The organism is Mycobacterium gordonae, assembly GCF_002101675.1.
GTDB lineage: Bacteria > Actinomycetota > Actinomycetes > Mycobacteriales > Mycobacteriaceae > Mycobacterium > Mycobacterium gordonae.
Map to the genome: position 1 here is coordinate 1 of NZ_LQOY01000237.1, position 16,547 is coordinate 16,547.

At 63.0% G+C, this 16,547-nt stretch carries 20 protein-coding genes; 2 read left to right on the forward strand and 18 right to left on the reverse strand.

All coding sequences use genetic code 11. The features are described from left to right. Positions 1 to 13: 13 nt before the first annotated feature. Genes AWC08_RS30165 through AWC08_RS30175 form a run of 3 tightly spaced genes read right to left on the reverse strand, consistent with a single transcriptional unit; the run spans position 14 to position 3,094 of the window. Complete coding sequence (locus AWC08_RS30165; protein ID WP_069435546.1) at positions 14 to 2,233, reverse strand: DUF7257 domain-containing protein; 2,220 nt, start codon at positions 2,231 to 2,233, stop codon at positions 14 to 16. Beyond that, a complete protein-coding gene (locus AWC08_RS30170) occupies positions 2,220 to 2,687 on the reverse strand; it encodes a phage gene 29 protein family protein (RefSeq protein WP_069435545.1) in 468 nt (155 codons plus the stop codon). Before AWC08_RS30170 ends, AWC08_RS30165 begins: the two co-directional genes overlap by 14 nt. Continuing rightward, positions 2,684 to 3,094, reverse strand: coding sequence for a phage tail fiber protein (locus tag AWC08_RS30175; protein ID WP_085088645.1), 411 nt, complete (start codon positions 3,092 to 3,094; stop codon positions 2,684 to 2,686). The genes AWC08_RS30170 and AWC08_RS30175 overlap by 4 nt, the downstream gene beginning before the upstream one ends. Before the next feature lie 149 nt (positions 3,095 to 3,243). Between AWC08_RS30175 and AWC08_RS30180 the strand changes: the two genes are divergently transcribed. Next, a complete protein-coding gene (locus AWC08_RS30180) occupies positions 3,244 to 3,759 on the forward strand; it encodes an NUMOD4 domain-containing protein (RefSeq protein ID WP_083271441.1) in 516 nt (171 codons plus the stop codon). 1 nt (position 3,760) lies between these two features. On the opposite strand, the gene AWC08_RS30185 is transcribed toward AWC08_RS30180, so the two are convergent. From AWC08_RS30185 to AWC08_RS36870, 12 genes are all read right to left on the reverse strand, one after another. Then, on the reverse strand, positions 3,761 to 5,551 hold the full coding sequence (locus tag AWC08_RS30185; protein WP_218621757.1) for a Gp37-like protein: 1,791 nt from the start codon (positions 5,549 to 5,551) through the stop codon (positions 3,761 to 3,763). Positions 5,552 to 5,554: 3 nt separating this feature from the next. Then, positions 5,555 to 7,072: a glycine-rich domain-containing protein gene (locus AWC08_RS30190; protein WP_069434101.1), complete on the reverse strand. Its 1,518-nt coding sequence runs from the start codon at positions 7,070 to 7,072 to the stop codon at positions 5,555 to 5,557. Then, complete coding sequence (locus AWC08_RS30195; protein WP_085088648.1) at positions 7,069 to 9,753, reverse strand: hypothetical protein; 2,685 nt, start codon at positions 9,751 to 9,753, stop codon at positions 7,069 to 7,071. The genes AWC08_RS30190 and AWC08_RS30195 overlap by 4 nt, the downstream gene beginning before the upstream one ends. A gap of 3 nt (positions 9,754 to 9,756) precedes the next feature. Further along, on the reverse strand, positions 9,757 to 9,999 hold the full coding sequence (locus AWC08_RS30200; RefSeq protein ID WP_197522008.1) for a hypothetical protein: 243 nt from the start codon (positions 9,997 to 9,999) through the stop codon (positions 9,757 to 9,759). Between the two features lie 68 nt (positions 10,000 to 10,067). After that, positions 10,068 to 10,445 carry a hypothetical protein gene (locus tag AWC08_RS30205; protein WP_142283906.1) on the reverse strand — a complete coding sequence of 126 codons (378 nt, stop codon included), beginning with the start codon at positions 10,443 to 10,445 and terminating at the stop codon, positions 10,068 to 10,070. 151 nt (positions 10,446 to 10,596) lie between these two features. After that, a complete protein-coding gene (locus AWC08_RS30210; RefSeq protein ID WP_069434104.1) occupies positions 10,597 to 11,184 on the reverse strand; it encodes a hypothetical protein in 588 nt (195 codons plus the stop codon). A gap of 80 nt (positions 11,185 to 11,264) precedes the next feature. After that, positions 11,265 to 11,669 (reverse strand): hypothetical protein, encoded by a 405-nt coding sequence (locus tag AWC08_RS30215; protein WP_069434105.1) that lies wholly within the window; start codon positions 11,667 to 11,669, stop codon positions 11,265 to 11,267. Continuing rightward, complete coding sequence (locus tag AWC08_RS30220; protein ID WP_142283907.1) at positions 11,666 to 11,974, reverse strand: hypothetical protein; 309 nt, start codon at positions 11,972 to 11,974, stop codon at positions 11,666 to 11,668. Before AWC08_RS30220 ends, AWC08_RS30215 begins: the two co-directional genes overlap by 4 nt. Continuing rightward, on the reverse strand, positions 11,964 to 12,131 hold the full coding sequence (locus tag AWC08_RS36865; protein ID WP_159460036.1) for a hypothetical protein: 168 nt from the start codon (positions 12,129 to 12,131) through the stop codon (positions 11,964 to 11,966). Before AWC08_RS36865 ends, AWC08_RS30220 begins: the two co-directional genes overlap by 11 nt. Then, entirely contained in the window at positions 12,128 to 12,496 is a 369-nt protein-coding gene (locus tag AWC08_RS30225; protein WP_142283908.1) for a hypothetical protein, read from the reverse strand. The genes AWC08_RS36865 and AWC08_RS30225 overlap by 4 nt, the downstream gene beginning before the upstream one ends. Next, positions 12,493 to 13,059, reverse strand: coding sequence for a hypothetical protein (locus tag AWC08_RS30230; protein ID WP_085088653.1), 567 nt, complete (start codon positions 13,057 to 13,059; stop codon positions 12,493 to 12,495). The genes AWC08_RS30225 and AWC08_RS30230 overlap by 4 nt, the downstream gene beginning before the upstream one ends. Positions 13,060 to 13,062: 3 nt before the next feature. Continuing rightward, on the reverse strand, positions 13,063 to 13,233 hold the full coding sequence (locus tag AWC08_RS36870) for a hypothetical protein (protein WP_159460037.1): 171 nt from the start codon (positions 13,231 to 13,233) through the stop codon (positions 13,063 to 13,065). Positions 13,234 to 13,256: 23 nt separating this feature from the next. On the opposite strand from AWC08_RS36870, the gene AWC08_RS36875 reads away from it, so the two are divergent. After that, positions 13,257 to 13,397 carry a hypothetical protein gene (locus AWC08_RS36875; protein WP_159460038.1) on the forward strand — a complete coding sequence of 47 codons (141 nt, stop codon included), beginning with the start codon at positions 13,257 to 13,259 and terminating at the stop codon, positions 13,395 to 13,397. A gap of 34 nt (positions 13,398 to 13,431) precedes the next feature. On the opposite strand, the gene AWC08_RS30240 is transcribed toward AWC08_RS36875, so the two are convergent. From AWC08_RS30240 to AWC08_RS30250, 3 genes are all read right to left on the reverse strand, one after another. Further along, a complete protein-coding gene (locus tag AWC08_RS30240; protein ID WP_069435642.1) occupies positions 13,432 to 14,673 on the reverse strand; it encodes a phage major capsid protein in 1,242 nt (413 codons plus the stop codon). A gap of 133 nt (positions 14,674 to 14,806) precedes the next feature. After that, complete coding sequence (locus AWC08_RS30245) at positions 14,807 to 15,445, reverse strand: HK97 family phage prohead protease (RefSeq protein WP_083271467.1); 639 nt, start codon at positions 15,443 to 15,445, stop codon at positions 14,807 to 14,809. Next, positions 15,442 to 16,467, reverse strand: a complete 1,026-nt coding sequence (locus tag AWC08_RS30250) for a phage portal protein (RefSeq protein ID WP_336442455.1) — start codon at positions 16,465 to 16,467, stop codon at positions 15,442 to 15,444. The genes AWC08_RS30245 and AWC08_RS30250 overlap by 4 nt, the downstream gene beginning before the upstream one ends. Positions 16,468 to 16,547 lie beyond the last annotated feature (80 nt).

Below are 16,547 nucleotides of genomic sequence, written 5' to 3' on the forward strand. Positions count from 1 at the left end.
GAATTCGAAGCAATCATGACCACACCGGCCAGTCAGGCCGCGTGACCGAAACTGTCACCTGATCGTGCAGCAGACCCATTTGCCACGACACCGCCGAGACGGTGGTTGCATTTGTCCAGCGGATAACCGCCAGGTTTGTGTACATAGTCGACTCGTCCTGGTAGGACGGACCGAAGGTAATGAAGCTGCCCGAGGAGCTGTTTCGCAGCCCTATTCCGGAGTACATCCTGTTGGTAGCGGGCTTAACTGAGGCTTCAAGATAGGCCGTAGCGCTGTAATTGCTGGCGGGCGACAGGCTTCTCGTGCGCAGCCGCATATTCCGGGTGGAGCTGGGCGCGGTGATGCGTTCCCCGCCTAGTTCAGTTGCCGTAGTAGCGGTGCCTTGGTTGACCCACGACCAGCCCGACGAGGGGGGTTTGGTGAAGTACCCGAGCGGGCCTCCCCAGATGTACTCCCACGCAGAACCGTTGTCCCGCTGGATAAGCCCCACATCGTTGGAGACGTACATGCGTCCCTTCGTCCCAGCAGTGGGAGTGCCGGAGAAGGGGTAAGAGGACGGGGCGGGGGGGTTGTCTTGGTAGGAGACTGTGCGGATGGCGGGAGGGTATTTGCCGGAACCGCTGCTCAATGCCATAGCAAGACCTACGTACAGATATGACGCGCCCAACTGAGAAACGTGGGATGAATCTGTGTACGTGATGACGGGTGTGCCGTTGTAGAGCACCTGCATGGCATAGGGACTTGACGATGATGGGTCGCCAAGTATCAGCTCTACCAAACCCCCGGTGCTCATAGAGAGGAGTGAGTTACTAGCGAAGGTTGTATAAGCGCCACTCACCCAACAGCCAAGCTTCAATTCATTACTTGAGAGAATTGCGACCGTTACGCGCGTAGTGCGTGCCGAGTTCACGCGACCGCAAACCTCGGTGTAAGCCGGATTGCTGTCGTTGAGGTTGCCGAGGGTGGCAGTGATGACCTGATAGTCACTAGTGGTTTGGGTCGGAAACACCTCGGCGTCGGAACCTGCGGTGCCGACTTGCCGCTTCGCCACGCCCGACGTAATGCCGATATTGGTGTTGCCCGGCGACATCACCCCAGACATGTTCGAAGCGTTCGACATGCCCGAGAAGTCAACTGTCACACTGACATTTCCCGCCGCCGCCGGGGATACGTTGAACACCGCGTTGAACGCCGAGGTCTGCTGCGCCAGGTTCGCCGCCTGTGCTGCTGCTGCTGCCGCCGCCGCCGCGTAGGCGTTCTGCGTGGGGACAATCCCGAAGAGTCCCGTCGCGCCCTGCAGGAACTGAGCGGGGGCCGTCAGTAACAGGTTGAGGTTCGTCTGGGCATCAGCCAGTAACGTCGAACCGCCCGAAAGCAGCCCCACTGCAGCGTTGTTGATGCCCTCAATAAGCCCTTGCGCGTTGGCCTGGATAGTCCCGACGGTTTGGCCGGCCACGGTGGCGGCGGTGTTGATCGCCCCGGTGATGCCCGCGCCGAGAAGCTGACCGGACGAGTTGATGTTCGTGAACAGCGTCGAGAGTGAAGCGCCACCCACCGTCAAAGCTGTGTTCAAAGCACCTGTGGCGGCGGAGTTGATGACGCCGATGAACTGGCCCGACCCGTTGAACAGGGAGCTCACGGCCTGACCGCCGATGGTGACGGCGGTGTTTAACGCGCCCGTGGCGCCGGAAAGGAGGAGCTGCCCGGAGGAGTTGATGTTGGTGAACAGCGTGGAGAGTGTTGTCCCGCCAACAGTTATCGCCGAGTTCAGTGCGCCGGTAGCTGCGGAGTTCAAAACGCCGATGAACTGGCCGGAGCCGTTGAATATGCTGCTGACCGCCTGACCGCCGATAGTGACAGCGGTGTTGATGCCGCCAGTCAAACCCCCAGCGTCGAACGCCCCCGTCACCGCGTTGAGGTTCTGCAGCGCCGTGGTCCAATACGACTGCAAGCTAGACACGCTGAATAGCGACCCGACATAACCCAACGCGTTCACCAACGCGTCAATGAGCTGCTGAACCAGCTCGGCCGCAGCCACCACAAGAGGCCCAATAACAGGGATCTGCCCGATAAGTAGGAACAGGTTCTCAAACCCGTTCTGCAGCAACCCCAACGCGCCCTGCCACTGCGTCGTGGCCTGCTGCCGCCAATCCTCAATACCCTTAGCCGCGAACGCCGCCAACCCCGCCGCGTTCGCCGCACCAATCGGCGTGAACCCGCTAGGAGTCGTCACGGCGCGCCCTATCCATCAACGCCCGCAACTGCTCCGGCGACAACCGCCCCAACAGCTCGTTGAACACTTCCGCCTGCTGCTGAGTCACCATCGAATCCACCGCCTGCTTCGCCGGCGAACGCGGATCCCGCTCCGGGGTACTCATCGGCACCCACTTCCCCGGCGACGTCGCCCAATTCGGGTCCGTCCCAAGAGGCGCCTGATACTTCAACACCGGCTCATTCATGTGCCCACACGACGGGCACTTCAGCATCGCCCCCAAATCATGCAAACGCTTCGACACGAACTGGTAGTAGTCGATAGGCATGATCAGCGGCCCACCCGAAACGTACGGCAGCGCAACGAACATCCACAGGAACTCCTGGTACGGGTCACCCAGGTCGCAGGTCTCCCGCGTCGGCAACTGCCCCGCCGGGAAACTCTTGAAGTCCGCCGGCAACCCTTCCGGGATCACGAGCCGTCGTCCTGCAGGATCGGCGCCAACACCAAACCCAAACTGTCGAGGGTGTACGTGTCGGCGTCAGCCCACGCCTGCGGGGTGGTCAACGCCACCGCCCACAGCGGCTCATCAGTACCGGGGCCGGTCGGCCCATCCCACGTCGACAGGTAGCGCAGCGTCTCCGAGGTGCCGCCGTTCGTCCAGATCGGGGACGCCGACAACACCAGCGCACCGAGGGTGGGTGCGGAGAAGTTGACCAGCTTCAGGCTCGGGTCCCCGACACTGATGTTGTCCTCGCAGAACTCCCCCGGCGGATTCGTGTGCAGCATGACGTAAACACTGCTGACGGCGAATGACTGGTTACGGAACGTGTTCAGCAGCGCATTAGCGCTATACAGCGTCAGCCCGGAATTGACGGCCATCTACTTGTCCCTGTCTTCTGCTTTGGTGACATGCCCGTCGGCGTAGGCGTAAAGGCCCAGTACCGGCTGGCTTCTGTCGTCGTCATTCGGCATATAACAATCCGATCTCCCTGCGAGACTTTGCGTTTGGTGAAAACTAGACTTGAAGAATGTCCAAACACGCTTTCCACGTTGACATTTCAGGCCGCGAACACTTGGAGGAGTGGCGGCCAATACCGGGCCTAGGTGGCAAGTACGAAGCCAGCAACCTAGGGCGCGTGCGGAGTAGGCGCTGCATTCTCAAACAGCGTTTGAACTACCGCGGATACGCCGTCGTGGAACTCTGCTACCCAGACAAACCGGGTAGTCAAGAATCGCTCGTGCACCGCCAGGTATTGAAGGCGTTCGGCGGAGAACCAGCGGAAGGTCAGGAGTGCCGCCACCTCAACGGAAACCAAACCGACAATCGTGCAGAGAACCTGGCCTGGGGTTCCCGGAGTGAGAACTCAATCGACCAGGTCGTTCATGGCACTCACCGCAATGTGCGCAAGACGCACTGTAAGCGCGGGCACTTGTTCGATGAAGAAAATACTCGTCTGCGCCCAAACGGGACTCGCCTGTGCCGGGCCTGCAAGCGGGAGTACGACATGCAGCGATTCCACGCCGCCAGCAAATTAGTTAGCTAGGCTACCATACGCCTAGATCGCGGAGACCCGCCATGACGGATTCGATGCGGCCTAAAGCGAGCTGTGCGGGGTCTTGCCAGATCCGGTCATCCCCGACGGTGATGTTCCATTCGGGGAAGTTCTCCTCATCCCACGCCAAATCCAGCTTGCGGGCGCGGTCCATGTGGATGGTCCCGTCACCGCGTAGTACTAGCCCGATGCGGTCATCCAGGAAGTAATGCCCCTGCCCGCGGTCACCGATGAGGAACGGGACACCGTCCCACACAGAGACTTTCCAGGAGATGACTGTCCGGGTCGCCCACAAAGCGGCCCGCAACACCATCAGGGAGGTGATGGTGTATGCCTTGTTCGCGCCCTGCTGGAAGTACTCGTACAGGCGTTCCCACCCGGAGTTCTGTGCGCGGGAGAGGACTTTGATGGACCACCACGCCAGGATCGTGTCCTCATAGAGTGGTTTGATCAGTGAATCGACTGCGGCACCCAACCCGCCCAACAGGATCAGGTTCCCCAACAGGTCGAAGATGACTTGGACGGTCGCTGAGATTGCCTCATTCACCCCGGGCATGGAGTGGCCTCCGCAGGCCACCTCCACACCCTTAGCGGGGGAGTTCACCCACTGTGATGTTTGTATCGGGGACGAGTCGTCCTCGAAATACACCACATACGGGACGCGGGGGTTGGTGTAGCGGCTGCCCACTGTCCAGTAGTCGGCGGGCACCTCCACATCGGCCGCCAAGTTCAGTGTCGAGTCGAGGAAGTCGTCGGTGAACTCGGCGAAAGTGCGGGCCAGGCCGTCGAAGATGGTGCCGCCGTTCGCTGTCCCCAGATACACCCCGGATTTGTCGACGATGTCGACGACTAGGGTTCCGTGCCGCAGGTTTGCCCCCGGCCACGGCGGCGGGTCCCCCGCTAGATACCGGTCGCAGCGGACGGAAAGCTCTGCGTCCTCGAGCATTTGGTGGGCCATGTCGTGCCAGTTGGTCCAGCGGGCGATGCAGATTCCCCACACCCGACCCGAGGCCAGCGCCTCCAGGAACGAGGTCGGTTTGACGACCATGTTCCACGTCGACTGGTCCAGAGATGTCAACCAGGAGTTCAGGTTTAGTGGGTCATCGGGGAGGTTCAGTAAGGGATTGTGTTCCCGGAATAGCTGTAGAAAAAGGCTGACTTTGAGTATCCAGTCGACCGGGCCGGCGAGCATGAACGCTCTCGGGGCCTGGAACCACGCCGGTAGGAACGGGTTCGACCAAACGGTGCGCCATTTCAGTTTCTCGTAGTCGTGAACCCAATCCACCACCAACACGGAGTCGCCGTCGCCGCGCTGCTCAATGGTGTACTTGTCCATGATTCCCGACCAGCGGGCGCCGCAGTAGTCGACGGTGATGGCCACGTTGCGGCCCGACCCGCGGGCAATCCGGCCCTGATGGTCGTGAATCCACAACGCGCACGGCGAATCCGCCGCCAACTCAATCTGCCCCGGCCCCGTGTCGTTGGAGATGAACGAGAACGTGGCGCGGCGTTCGTTGCCTAAAACGAACTGCAGATTCCACTCCGCATCCCAGATCCGCACCAGCGGCGCCTGACGCCGCAACAGTTGCTCGGCGCGGCGCTGGCGGCGGGTGGCCGCCCAAATCTGCCCGCACCGCACCGACAAATCCGCCGACCCGTCAACCGGGCCGGCGTAGCCGACCGCGGTGACCGTCAGGTTCGCCGACCCGTGGTGGTCTGTTCTGCGGGACGCCGACGGCGTGGCGGTCACCGCGAGGGTGGCGCCACCAGTGAAGGCGGTCATCGCCTAAGCGCTGCCTTCGTCCTCAACGTGGTAGGCGTAGAACCACGCCTGCCCGCGGGCACCCGGATAACCCCCACCGAGCGGGACACCACCGGACCCGCCGCCACCCGGGGCGTTACCCCCGGCCAGGGAAGCCACCGGCCCGCCATAATAGTTACGGCCGTTGAACGACAACACCTGCGGGCTCGGCGGATACCCAGCCCCGAACCCAACCGCGAACGGCCCCCCCGGTGGGCCTGCCGCACCACCAGACGCGCTCAACGGGGTCATCCCGTCAGCAGTAGCCGTCGTCGCCCCACCAGGCGAACTAGGCACCGAAACCAGCGGCGCTATCCACCCGCCCGGACTACCACCGCCCCCGATGACACCCCTAATGATTTCCGTCTCCCACGGAATGTCGACACCCCGCTCCAACGTCGCATACGCCCACCCGCCGCCGTAGCCGCCGTAGTTGTAGCTCGACGCCCCGCTACCACCACCACCACCGCCGATCAAAACCACGTCGATGTGGGTGGCCGTCGGCGGGATGGTGTAGCTGTAAGAGCCGGGGGTGGTGAACACCGATTCCAGCGGCTTCAAAGCATTCGGGTCGGCGTCCAGTTCCAGCCCCCACGGCCGCGACCACCGCAGCGGCATCCGCAACTGCGCCATCGCCCCACCAACCGGAGCACCGATATACGACAGCGGCAGCAGCGTCGGCGGCGTGTACGGCGGGATGGGGTAGATGAGGATTTTGGTGGAACCGAACTGGCCGAGGATGTTGGTGTCGTTCGCGTCCCGCCACATCAACTCCTGGCGGTCCAGGTCGCCCACCGCGCCACCATTACCGAGGGTCACATTGACCGCCGGCACCACCCGGTCACCGTTCGCGCCACCCGGCTCCCGAGCCCCCTTCGCACCCACCCACTGGAAATCGGGAATCCACCACGTCGCCGGAGTCAGAACCCACTTGTGATACATGATGTTGTCGGTCGGGTTCTCCACCGTCACGAAACCCGTTGCGGTGCCGGTCTCCTCAGAAGCGAATGAGTCGACAACCGTGTCCTCGTACCACATCGGATCGGATGCGCGGAGCTTGTAAATGATGTTCCCGAACTCCTGCGCGAGCGGGTCGAGTTTCGGGACGAACTCAGGCTCCTCATACATCAGCACATCAATTTTGCGGATGCCGGACAGGTCGGTTTCCACCTCGATTGTGGTGGGCTCCGGGCTGGGGTCCCACGGGTCTTCCTCGTAGTCGAACATCAACCGCAGCACGGAATCATTCAGTTCGTAGGCGCTGCTGGTTTCGCGGACGTGGAAACCCAAAAGCAGGTCACGGTGAGGGCGTCGGGTCCAGCGGTGCGTGGAGCCCTCCTGGAAGGCCCCCGACTTGTAGGTGGTGACCACGGGCGCGTCGTACAGGCCGGTGACCTGGCTGGCCGCGATCCACACACCCTCCGTCCCGGCTAGGGCGCCGTGGACGTGAAGAACCCTGTCGCCTTTGCGGATTCGTACCGCGCGGATGCCGGGCTTGCTCATAAGCCGGTCGGCCTGCCGGTGTGCTGCAAACTCCGCAACCGCTGTTTGCCTGCGATGTAGCGTGCGATCTCATCCGGCGAGTAGCCCTGAACGATGTAGGTGTCACCACCGCGGCCCGCGTATTCCTGCGCGGCGGGTCTAGTGGTCATCGCGTCCAGATCGGCTGGGGAGAGGACGAACTCATCCCGGCCTGTGCCGTTGTATCCCCACGTCCCCGACGGCCACGGGCCACCGTCATCGAACAGCAGGCTCTCCATCGTGGGGATGGGGAGCATCGGGTTCTGTGGGAGTGTGGGATTCACGGTCGTCTGCGGACGGGGGATGAAGTCCATCGGCATCGGCACTTTGGAAGACGAGGGACTGGGCGGCCCCATCGGCTTCGGTGGCCCTACGCTCGGCGCGCTTCCACCGGGTCCGGTCCCCGGTGGCGCAGAAGGGGCTTGCACCGGCTGGTTGGATCCGAACTGCGGAGTTGGGGGGCCGACGGGTTGCGAACCGGGCAGCAGTGAGGCATTCACCGGCCCACCGGGTTGCTGAGACGCCATCCCCGCCGCATCCAGGCCCGTCGGGGCGCCTTCCGCGCCCTGCGCCTGCAACTGTTGTTGCACGGCCTTTTCCGCGGTGGTGGTGCCGATTTCGGAGATGTTCAACTGCGGCACAAACTGGGTGTAGTCGTATCCCAGCCAGCGGGGGGCGCCGAACGGGAACAACTGCTCAACAAGGGCATCCGCGCCAATCGCGGCCATCTGGAACCCGTACGACGACAGTCGCTTACCTTGGGTGGCGGCTAGTTGGATGCCGTACGACGCGGCCGCTGACGCTGCCGGCCCCGCCGCGGCACCGGCCCCGAACGAACCTGCCGCAGCCGCACCCGTCACCGCGGCACTGACCGCCATCTGCGCCGCCGAAGCCCCGGTGTCGATCAGGCCGCTGACAACGTCGTTGCCCATAGAGAACAGTCCTGCCAGGCTTGAGGTTCCAGCGACACCGCCCGCGTTGCCCTCAGCGGCAGCAGGGAGATAACCGAGGGTGCGCGCCAAAGCATCATCTGGGGAGTCCCCTGATGGACCCGGCGGCGCGCCGCTGCCCGCGTGCAGCGCCTCGCGGAACGCGTTAACGCCCGACTGCCCGCCCATCGCATTGACGTCGGCGGCATCAAGGACATGCTCACCGCTGTGCAGCCACGCCGCGAGGTCCCCCGGCACCGGGCCACCCTCGTCGTAGGCGATATGAACGTGGTCGGAATGGTCCCCGGCCTGGCCGAGCGTGTAGAACGACCCGAACGGGCCAACAACCCCACCGTTATGGATCGTGGAGCCGAAACCCTGCTGATCGAAGATCAGCTCTTTGAGTTGCGGGCTGTAGTTGGCCGCCATGTAGTCGGCGAACGCCCTCATCTGCTGCGGAGAACCGCTGTAATCATGCGCACGACCCGAACCGTGATACGACCGCGAAGCCGGAACCCCGGCAATCGTGGGGCCGTTGGGGTCACGGAAACCGGAAGTCATCGACAGCCCGAACTGCGAAGCGATAGCGTCGATCTGCTGCCAACTACCCGGGGACAGTGTCGCCGCGCCACCGTTGGCGAGTCCAGCCGGAACGGCGGCAGCGCGTGATCCTGTTCCGGTCATCCCGCTCGGTGATGCGATCCCCAGAAGGCCGCCCGTTGAGTCGGGTTGAATCACACCGTTATTGCCGTCGGTGCTCGCGCCGCCGTACCAGTCCTTGTAGAAGTTCCGTTGAGAACTCCCACCGGGCAGGAAGTCGCTCGGCGTGAAACCACTCGAAGGTGTGCTAGGGGCCTTCCCGGGCTTCAAAGGACTGTTGCCGAAGATGTCTTTGATTGGGCGGTCCAGAAACGTGGTCCCTGGTATCAGCCCGTTGGCCCAGTCTTTGAGGTTGAACGGCTTTTTGCCCTGAAGCTGGTCGAAGATACTCCCCAGCGCGTTGACCGCGGCGGGGTTGAACGTGGACAGCGCGGCGAATGTGGCCGCCAGCGGTCCCGCCGCGGCGCTGATTGCCGACAAGCCTCCCGCGATCTTGCCTGAGTTGTTCGTCAGCGTCAGCAGGCTGGTGGTGGTGCCCTCAATGTCGCCTTTGAGCTTCCCCGCCTTGTCCTGCGTCTCCCCGACCTTGTCCCCGAGGTCTTTGATTACGCCTGCGGCGCCGGTCTGACCGATCTTCCCCAAAGCGTCAGCGACACCGTTCAGCGCGGCCCCGGCGTCGTGGTCCCGGATCCCCTTCAACGCGGAACTGACGCCGTTGACGGTGTCAATGATCGGGGCCGCCTGATTAGCGATGTCACGCAACGACTGTGAAGCGCCCGAGCTAGAGATGGCGTCGGAGAGCTTTTTGCCCAGCCCCTTAGCTGAGTTGTCGACCATCGCTTTGAACTCGCGTTCAAAGCCTGTGCGGGCGTCCTTGGCGCCCTTGCGCATGCCGCTGCTGACTTCGTCGCTGAGCTGCTTGGCGCCCTTCTTCCCCGCATCGGCGATACTGCGGGTCAAATCTCCCATTGCACTTTTTGCGCCCGTGGATAGGTTTTGGCCCATCTTGCGGCCGGCGTCCTTGGCGTAGGAGCCGGCGTCATCGAGGGCGCCTTTGACGGTGTCGGTGACGGAGGAGTCGTCGACGTTGAGTTCGATGAACGCGGTTGCTACGCGGACGCCATCACCGGCCACAGGTCACGCTCCTTTCTTGTGTTGTCGCTGCGCCCGCCTGCGGGCCAGTTCCACGCGTTGAGCTTCACGCCGCGCCGCCAACTCCGACGCCGTCCGCACCTGCGGAGGACGGTCATCGGGGCGTTGAATCCGTTTCGGCGCGTTACCTTTACCGCCTGAGCGCTGCCAGTTCGCCCCCTGCACGGCTTGCAGGATCATCGACTGGAAGTCATGCAGCGACGTCCACCACCACGAACCCGGATGCATGGAGCGGAAATACGCTGAGTCTCCGGTGGGGGGTAGCCAGCGGATGAAGTTGGCGAACTCCGGCCAGCTCAGCCGGCGGCCGAGGTCGCGGCGGGTCCATCCTCGGGCGTTGAGGTCGAATCCGATTGCGCCTCCGTGTTCTCCGTCGAGGAGTCCGCGGAGGCGAGAAATTCCCCCAATGGGATGGACGACTTCTCCCGCCACACCACCTGAATGGCGTTGAGCTGCCCCACCGGGAGGGTTTCGCACACTTTGTAGTCGGCTGCCGACAGGAACGGTTTGAGCATCAGCAGGGTCGCCAGCCGCATCCGCTTACGGAACGGCTCGCCGACGTACTTGTCGGTGTCCAGCTCGGCCACTGACGCCGTCAACTCGTCATGCTGGGTTTCGTCGATGAAGTCGAACCGCGGAACCCGGAGCACTAAGGGCGCTTTCCGTCCCTTCACTGGGACTCGGATAGGGACGAGTATCCGCGGATCGTCAAGTGCGGGAACATCGAACACAGGAGGGGCCTTTCACTCGCGGAGGGGATGCTGGGAACCTGGCGGACGGCGGACCCCTCCACGGAAACACCGCCCGCCAGGGCTCAAAGGGGGGTTAGGAACCCGCGTCCACGTCGGGCTCGTCGATCAGCTCCGTGACAGCGTCGGTGTCAGCGTCCGGCTTGTAACACATGATCGTGACCGTGTACTTCACCAGTTGACTGTTGAGGTGAACCACGTCATCGACGGTGACGATCTCGCCTTCCTCGACCCGGATCAGGCGCGTCTTCTCCCCCTCGATCATGCGGGCCAGGAACACCGACCTTTGCAGGGGCAGGGACGAGTGGTTCACCGTCACCTGCCGGTGCCCCGACAGCTCGTCTACGGTGACGTTGTCGTCGCCGAACACCGTCTTCAACACCACTGGGGACGACTCGTAACACGTGACTTTCAGCGTCTCGGTGTACTTGTCCTGCGTGGACTTGACGATGTCGCCGCCGAACGCCTGGTGGTCGGTGCGGTCGCGCTGCATCCCGTTGGTGATGCCGTCATCACCCATCCAGCCGTGGTCAACGAAAGCCGGGTCGAGGTCGTCCCACGGCGCGTCGGCCATCGTGGGGAGTGGGGTTTCCAGCGGGGCGCGGTAGAACACGCCACCGTCGGCGGGCCGGGTTGAGGCCCAAATCAGTTTTGAGTCGGCCATAGTGATGCAGCCCCTTTCAGGCAACGTGGATTTTTGGAGGGGCCACAATCAGGGGCGAACTCGTGGGAGTTCGGGATTATCTAGCTGGTGGAGACGAGCCAGTCGCCTTGGAACTGCCAGCGCTCCATATCGGTGACATCCGGGTCGGGAAAATCGACCGGGCCGTCGATGTTGGTGAAGCCGCGGATGAACACACCATCCACGAACGTCCCCTGCGCGTTCTGCAGCGCGGCGATCGCATCGCAGCAGAACTGCTCCACCACACCCACCGCCCCCCCGGGCACGGATTGATTCACCCACAGCTCCACCAAAATCCGGGCGGAATCAGTGACCAGGGAACGCATCCCCCCGCCGGCGCGGGACACCCGCCCGAACTTCTCCGGCCGCACATTCGGGATTTTGGTGGCGAACTGCACCGGGGCGAACCGCGCCGCCAACACTGTGCGCGCCGCCTTGACCGCAGGTTTCGGGGTCGGGTAGCTCATAGCAGCTTCGCCAGGGTTTGATGTTTGGCGTTGGAAAACTTCGCGTGATTCGAGCGGGTGTATACCTTCGCCCAGGGCTTCGAGCCCTTACGGGCAGAGACGTACCCGTAATCCGGGTAGCCCTTCTGCTTGCGTTTCAGGGTGCCGTTGGCTTTGCGCGCTAAATTCTTGGCCTGCCTGCGCATCTCGGCGCGCAACTCCTCGCTGTCGCTGGCGAGTTTGTCGAGGGTGGCTTTATCGAGCTTCACCCGAACCGCACGGTTCTTGCGGCCAGCTTTACCCGTCGGGCGTCCTTTAGGAGCCATCGACCAACTCCACGCTGATCCATTTGTCCTGGGCGAACACCGCCACCAGATGGTCATCGGAATCCATCAGGACCAGGTTGTTGAACTCTTCTTCGGTGAGGAACCTTTGCGCGGTGGGGAACTCGCGTCTCTGGCCTTCGGTGGTGACGATGATCATCCGGTCACCTGCCTCAAGTTCCACACCTTGCAGCCCGGCGTCCACCACGGCCCGTGGGTGTAGTCGTTGGCCTCCCCCAACACTTCCCACTGGTTAGTGGGGTCGCCGTTGAGGTCGATCAGGTCGTAGGCGGTGGCGGGGAACGTATCCGGGGCGAACAGTTGCAGATACGAGATGACCCGTTTCATGTTCTCGTTGCGTTCCATCGCTGACGGCAGGAACAAATCGACCCAGCCGACGACCTTGTACAACACCCCCGGTGAGGCTTTGGCGGGGGTGAACACCGGGACAGGGTTTCCGTAGCCGTCATCACCGCCACCGGAGTAGGTGTGCAACCCCACTGTGTGGGGCGTCGGGTAGCTCACGCCACCCCCGGCTGCCACAGCCAGTACCGCTCCAACACCGCCGCCGTGGACATCGGATTCACAGACCCCCCCGACAGGGCGATATCGAACGCGGTCGAGTACGGTCCCGCCGTCTGCGTTTTCGCCGTCTGGTCACGACGCTGCAACAGCGCAGCCTCCGCGATCAGCGGCAACAGATCGGCGGGCACCGTCTCGTATCCGTGGTCGAACTCCACCTGAACCCGCCCATACCCTGCGGGCCAGTACCCGCATCGGTAACGGATCTGCCCGAACGCCCGCGACACCCGATACCGGTTCGCCGCGATCACCGTGTCCGTGTCGAGGTCACGAACCTCGATCACTTCCACCAGATACCGTGTAGGCAGCCGCAACACCGGCTCCATACACGCAACGTCGAGCACCACCGTCGAGGTGATCTCCGGCGCGATATGCCACTTCGCGGCATTCTGCACCGTCACCACCGCGGCGTTGATTTCGCCCTGCGAAAACGGGGCGCCGGCCAGGTACGCCAAATCGGCGGGCTCCAAACCCATCTCATTGACGTCGACCGCATCGCTGGACATGTGTCAGACGACCAGAGTCCGACCCAGGAAGTCGGTTTCGTCGCCGTCAGACGTCGGTGTCTCGTCCGGGTCAGCGATGCTGCGGCCCAGGAAGTCCGTGGCGTCCGACGTGCCGGGGCTGGCGTTGGTCAACGCCCTCCCCAGGTAGTCCTTAGTGCGAGGTGTTGCCACCATGTAACTGCTCCTTCACGCTGAAGATGGATACCGGCTCGGCCGCTTTCGGCTCCGGTTCGGGTTCGGGCTTGGGCTCCGGTTCGGGCTTCGGCTTGGCTGCGGCTTTGCGCGGCGCGCGCCGCTTCGGCTCCGGCTCCGGAGCCGCCCCCGGCTCGGCGCTGTGAAGCACCGAACCGAGGGCCTGCCCGTTACGGACGATCACGAACCAGCCTCGAGCGGGATGATGCCCGAGTCCTGGATCTCCAACGCCGTGAAGTAACCGGCGTAGGCGACCTGCACGCCCAGCACCGACGGCTCGGTGACCTGCAGGACACCAACCCGCTGCTCGTACACCTCAATGGCTGCGGAGGAGAACAGGAACGCCTCCCCGGCGCCGAGGCCGGCCGACATCAGCACCGGCACACCGGAAATGGTGCCCACCGGGCCCTGCCCGAAGTTGCCCGCCATGAAACCGGTGCCCTGCTGGTTGAACGGCCCGTACGGGGCGAACAACGGACCGAACACCGACAACACATCCGGTGCCACCGCCAGCAGCAGACGGCCCTGGCCGCGGGTCGCGGTGTACGCCTTCGATGCCGCACCCCACACCGCCGCCGCCACACTGGTCTGGCTTGAGGCGTCGTAGGACTCCGGGGTGGCATCCGAAGCGGCCGCCAACGCGGCACCCACCTCAGCCTCGGTGTCGATGGCGTACTGGCTCGCCAGGTCGTTGATGATGGCGTCCAGAATCGACGGCTGGGAGAAGTCGATGTTCTGCTTTGCCACGTTCACGTAACCGCCGAACGTCTTCGCGTTGCCGGTCAGACGGGTGATCGTCATCTTCTGCGAGACGAGTTCCGTCTTCTGGTCCGCAGCAGCACCAGCCGAACCCTGTTTGTCCACGCTGGTGTGTTGGGTGACCTTCGGCCGGTACCACGTCGCGTTCGTCAACGGCTTCGGACCCAGCGCAGCCACAATCGGCCGTGCCGAGTCGATGAAGTTGACGACCTCCCCGACAATCGGTTCCGGGATGACACCCAGGTTGTCCGACGTCTTCTGGTGCGCCGCGGTGCGGTGGTAGACCTCGATACGCTCGGCGGCCTCTCGGCTACCGAGGTGTGCGTGGTACATGTCCAGCGCGTACGCGCCGGCGCTGCGGTACTCGACCGGGCCGTTGTCGCGGCGCCCCCGCATCTCGGAGATGGCGCGGTCCACCTGGTTCGCGCGGTTCTGCGTCTCGAACGAGACACGGGCCAGGTCTTCCAAATCGCCGATCTGGTCCTTGATTTGAGACATGCGGCCCCGGGTCTCCTTCAGCAGGCCCTTCTCGTCCTCGGTCAGGTCACGTTCAGCGTCCTGCGCGCGGGCGATGATGGAGTTCGCGAAAGTTTCCTTCTCACGAAACTCGGTTTCCAGACGCCGAACCATGGCGTCGTTTGCATGAACATTGGTTCCGCTCATAGCGGCATTCCTCCAAATTGATTGCAGTAGTTGACGATTCGACTTACTGCTGTTCAGTCGGGAGGCTTACTGCTATTCAGCCTGAAAGCCCTGGCCTACTGCTATTCAGCGCAGGGAGAAACGGGGCGCGGCTTTACTGCTTGTTCAGTCGCGCTTTGGACCACTCGGAGAGCGCAGCCATTTCCGCCAACTCCTGATCCAAGTTCGGGGTACGCAGACGCGGAAGCCCGGCCGCGTCGATGAAGGAAACGTGATTGTCGTGCACTTCAAGGACCTTCGCACCGTCATAAGCCGGGTCCTCAACGAAAGCCAGATGGTCCAGAATCGCGGCGTTCACCCTGCGAAGCTGGTTGCGGCGGTCCAACATTTGATCGCTGGGCCGCACCGCGAAACCCACACTCGCAGACAAGCAGTCCTCATCAGCTAACGCCAACGTCTCATCACCAAGGTCGGTCTTCGCGATCCGAACCTCAGCGATAAGACCCTCATCCCGGCCGGGGATGAACCGCACGATCTTGCCGACAGTGCGGGTCTTGTTGTGGTCGCGGTTAGCGCGGATCCTGTTCGGCTTATCCATGATCGAGTTGAACGCGCCGCGCGTGAAAATCTCTTTCCACAACTCGCCGCGATACTGGACCAAAGCCTCCTGCTCGTACGGTGCCGCGATGACCGTGATCATCCGCTGCGCATAGTCGATGTCATCGACGGCCGCCGACCGTAATTCCACTGGGGCTTTCGGCTGATCCTCCACGCGGTCATCAACCATCGTCATGTCCGTTCGCCTCCTGTCAGCGACATATCTATGGAGGGGGTTGTTTCGTCTGCGGTCCCCCCAGCAAGGGAAGACGCTGTACCGCTGCTGTGGAGCCTTTCAGCGGCTTGAATCTGCTCAGTGCTGATGACACCCATCGTGTGCAGGATTTGGTACGCCTCAGCGCGTTCCTTCAACCCCGGCCGGGAGTACTCGTCGCGGTTCAGCTCCGCGGACTGCCCCCGCGGCAACGCCCACGCCGAGAGCGCCTGCATCACCGCGGTAGCTTTCGGCCGCAACGACGACCGGTCATGGAACTCGTAGATGTCCTCTTGGTTCTTGTACGTCAACGAATCCCCACCTGAAGGCAACCCCACCAACGGTGGCGGAACACCCAACGCGACCGCGATCCGTGACTCCGTCCACTGCGACAACTCGAGCAGCGCCATGTCTTTCGCCGACGGCGACGGCATCGACTCCAACGTCACCGGGCCTGAGAGAACCCCAGGATGCCCCGGGTGGCGGGTGCGGGACTGCACCCACGAATCCAGCAGTTCATCAGCCTGGGGCTTCTCCAGGCGCTTCTCGTGGTGCAGCCAGTAATGCGGAACACCACCGGTTTCCACCAGTTGATGAACGTAACGCTGCAGCAGCCCCGAAGCCACCACCCGCGCCCCCACCGCCTCAAGAGGCCCATGCCCATGCGCGTCACAGGTGGACGACTGATACCGGATATGCAGAACCTCATCCGTCACATCCTCAGAGCCGAGCATGTATTCACGCCTACCGCCACGGATTTCGACGTTCATCAACCACGGCGGCACCACCCGGAACGTCCGCGGTGAACCGTCAGCGAACTTCGCCATCGGTAGGACGAACACCTCACCCATCAGGTAGTCCCAGAACAACTGCTTCGCGAACTCGTACCAGGACGAATACACCAACGGGTCAGGGTTGGTCATCCACGACATCGGCTCCACGATTCGGCCCGATTGCAGCCGATACGCCGGCATCGCCGCCAGAATCGACGAATTCAGGTCGATACATGGCTATGACAGTTTGATTCAGGACCGGTGTGACGGCCTGATTCAGGACCACCTTCTTTCAGACCGGTGTGTTGTGA

Bases quoted from the DNA above. Each gene is read 5' to 3' on its own strand.
- AWC08_RS30175 (WP_085088645.1), bottom strand. From the start codon at position 3,094: ATGGCCGTCAATTCCGGGCTGACGCTGTATAGCGCTAATGCGCTGCTG.
- AWC08_RS30180 (WP_083271441.1), top strand. From the start codon at position 3,244: ATGTCCAAACACGCTTTCCACGTTGACATTTCAGGCCGCGAACACTTG.
- AWC08_RS30185 (WP_218621757.1), bottom strand. From the start codon at position 5,551: ATGACCGCCTTCACTGGTGGCGCCACCCTCGCGGTGACCGCCACGCCG.
- AWC08_RS30190 (WP_069434101.1), bottom strand. From the start codon at position 7,072: ATGAGCAAGCCCGGCATCCGCGCGGTACGAATCCGCAAAGGCGACAGG.
- AWC08_RS30200 (WP_197522008.1), bottom strand. From the start codon at position 9,999: ATGCATCCGGGTTCGTGGTGGTGGACGTCGCTGCATGACTTCCAGTCG.
- AWC08_RS30210 (WP_069434104.1), bottom strand. From the start codon at position 11,184: ATGGCCGACTCAAAACTGATTTGGGCCTCAACCCGGCCCGCCGACGGT.
- AWC08_RS30215 (WP_069434105.1), bottom strand. From the start codon at position 11,669: ATGAGCTACCCGACCCCGAAACCTGCGGTCAAGGCGGCGCGCACAGTG.
- AWC08_RS30220 (WP_142283907.1), bottom strand. From the start codon at position 11,974: ATGGCTCCTAAAGGACGCCCGACGGGTAAAGCTGGCCGCAAGAACCGT.
- AWC08_RS36865 (WP_159460036.1), bottom strand. From the start codon at position 12,131: ATGATCATCGTCACCACCGAAGGCCAGAGACGCGAGTTCCCCACCGCG.
- AWC08_RS30230 (WP_085088653.1), bottom strand. From the start codon at position 13,059: ATGTCCAGCGATGCGGTCGACGTCAATGAGATGGGTTTGGAGCCCGCC.
- AWC08_RS36870 (WP_159460037.1), bottom strand. From the start codon at position 13,233: ATGGTGGCAACACCTCGCACTAAGGACTACCTGGGGAGGGCGTTGACC.
- AWC08_RS36875 (WP_159460038.1), top strand. From the start codon at position 13,257: ATGGATACCGGCTCGGCCGCTTTCGGCTCCGGTTCGGGTTCGGGCTTG.
- AWC08_RS30240 (WP_069435642.1), bottom strand. From the start codon at position 14,673: ATGAGCGGAACCAATGTTCATGCAAACGACGCCATGGTTCGGCGTCTG.
- AWC08_RS30245 (WP_083271467.1), bottom strand. From the start codon at position 15,445: ATGACGATGGTTGATGACCGCGTGGAGGATCAGCCGAAAGCCCCAGTG.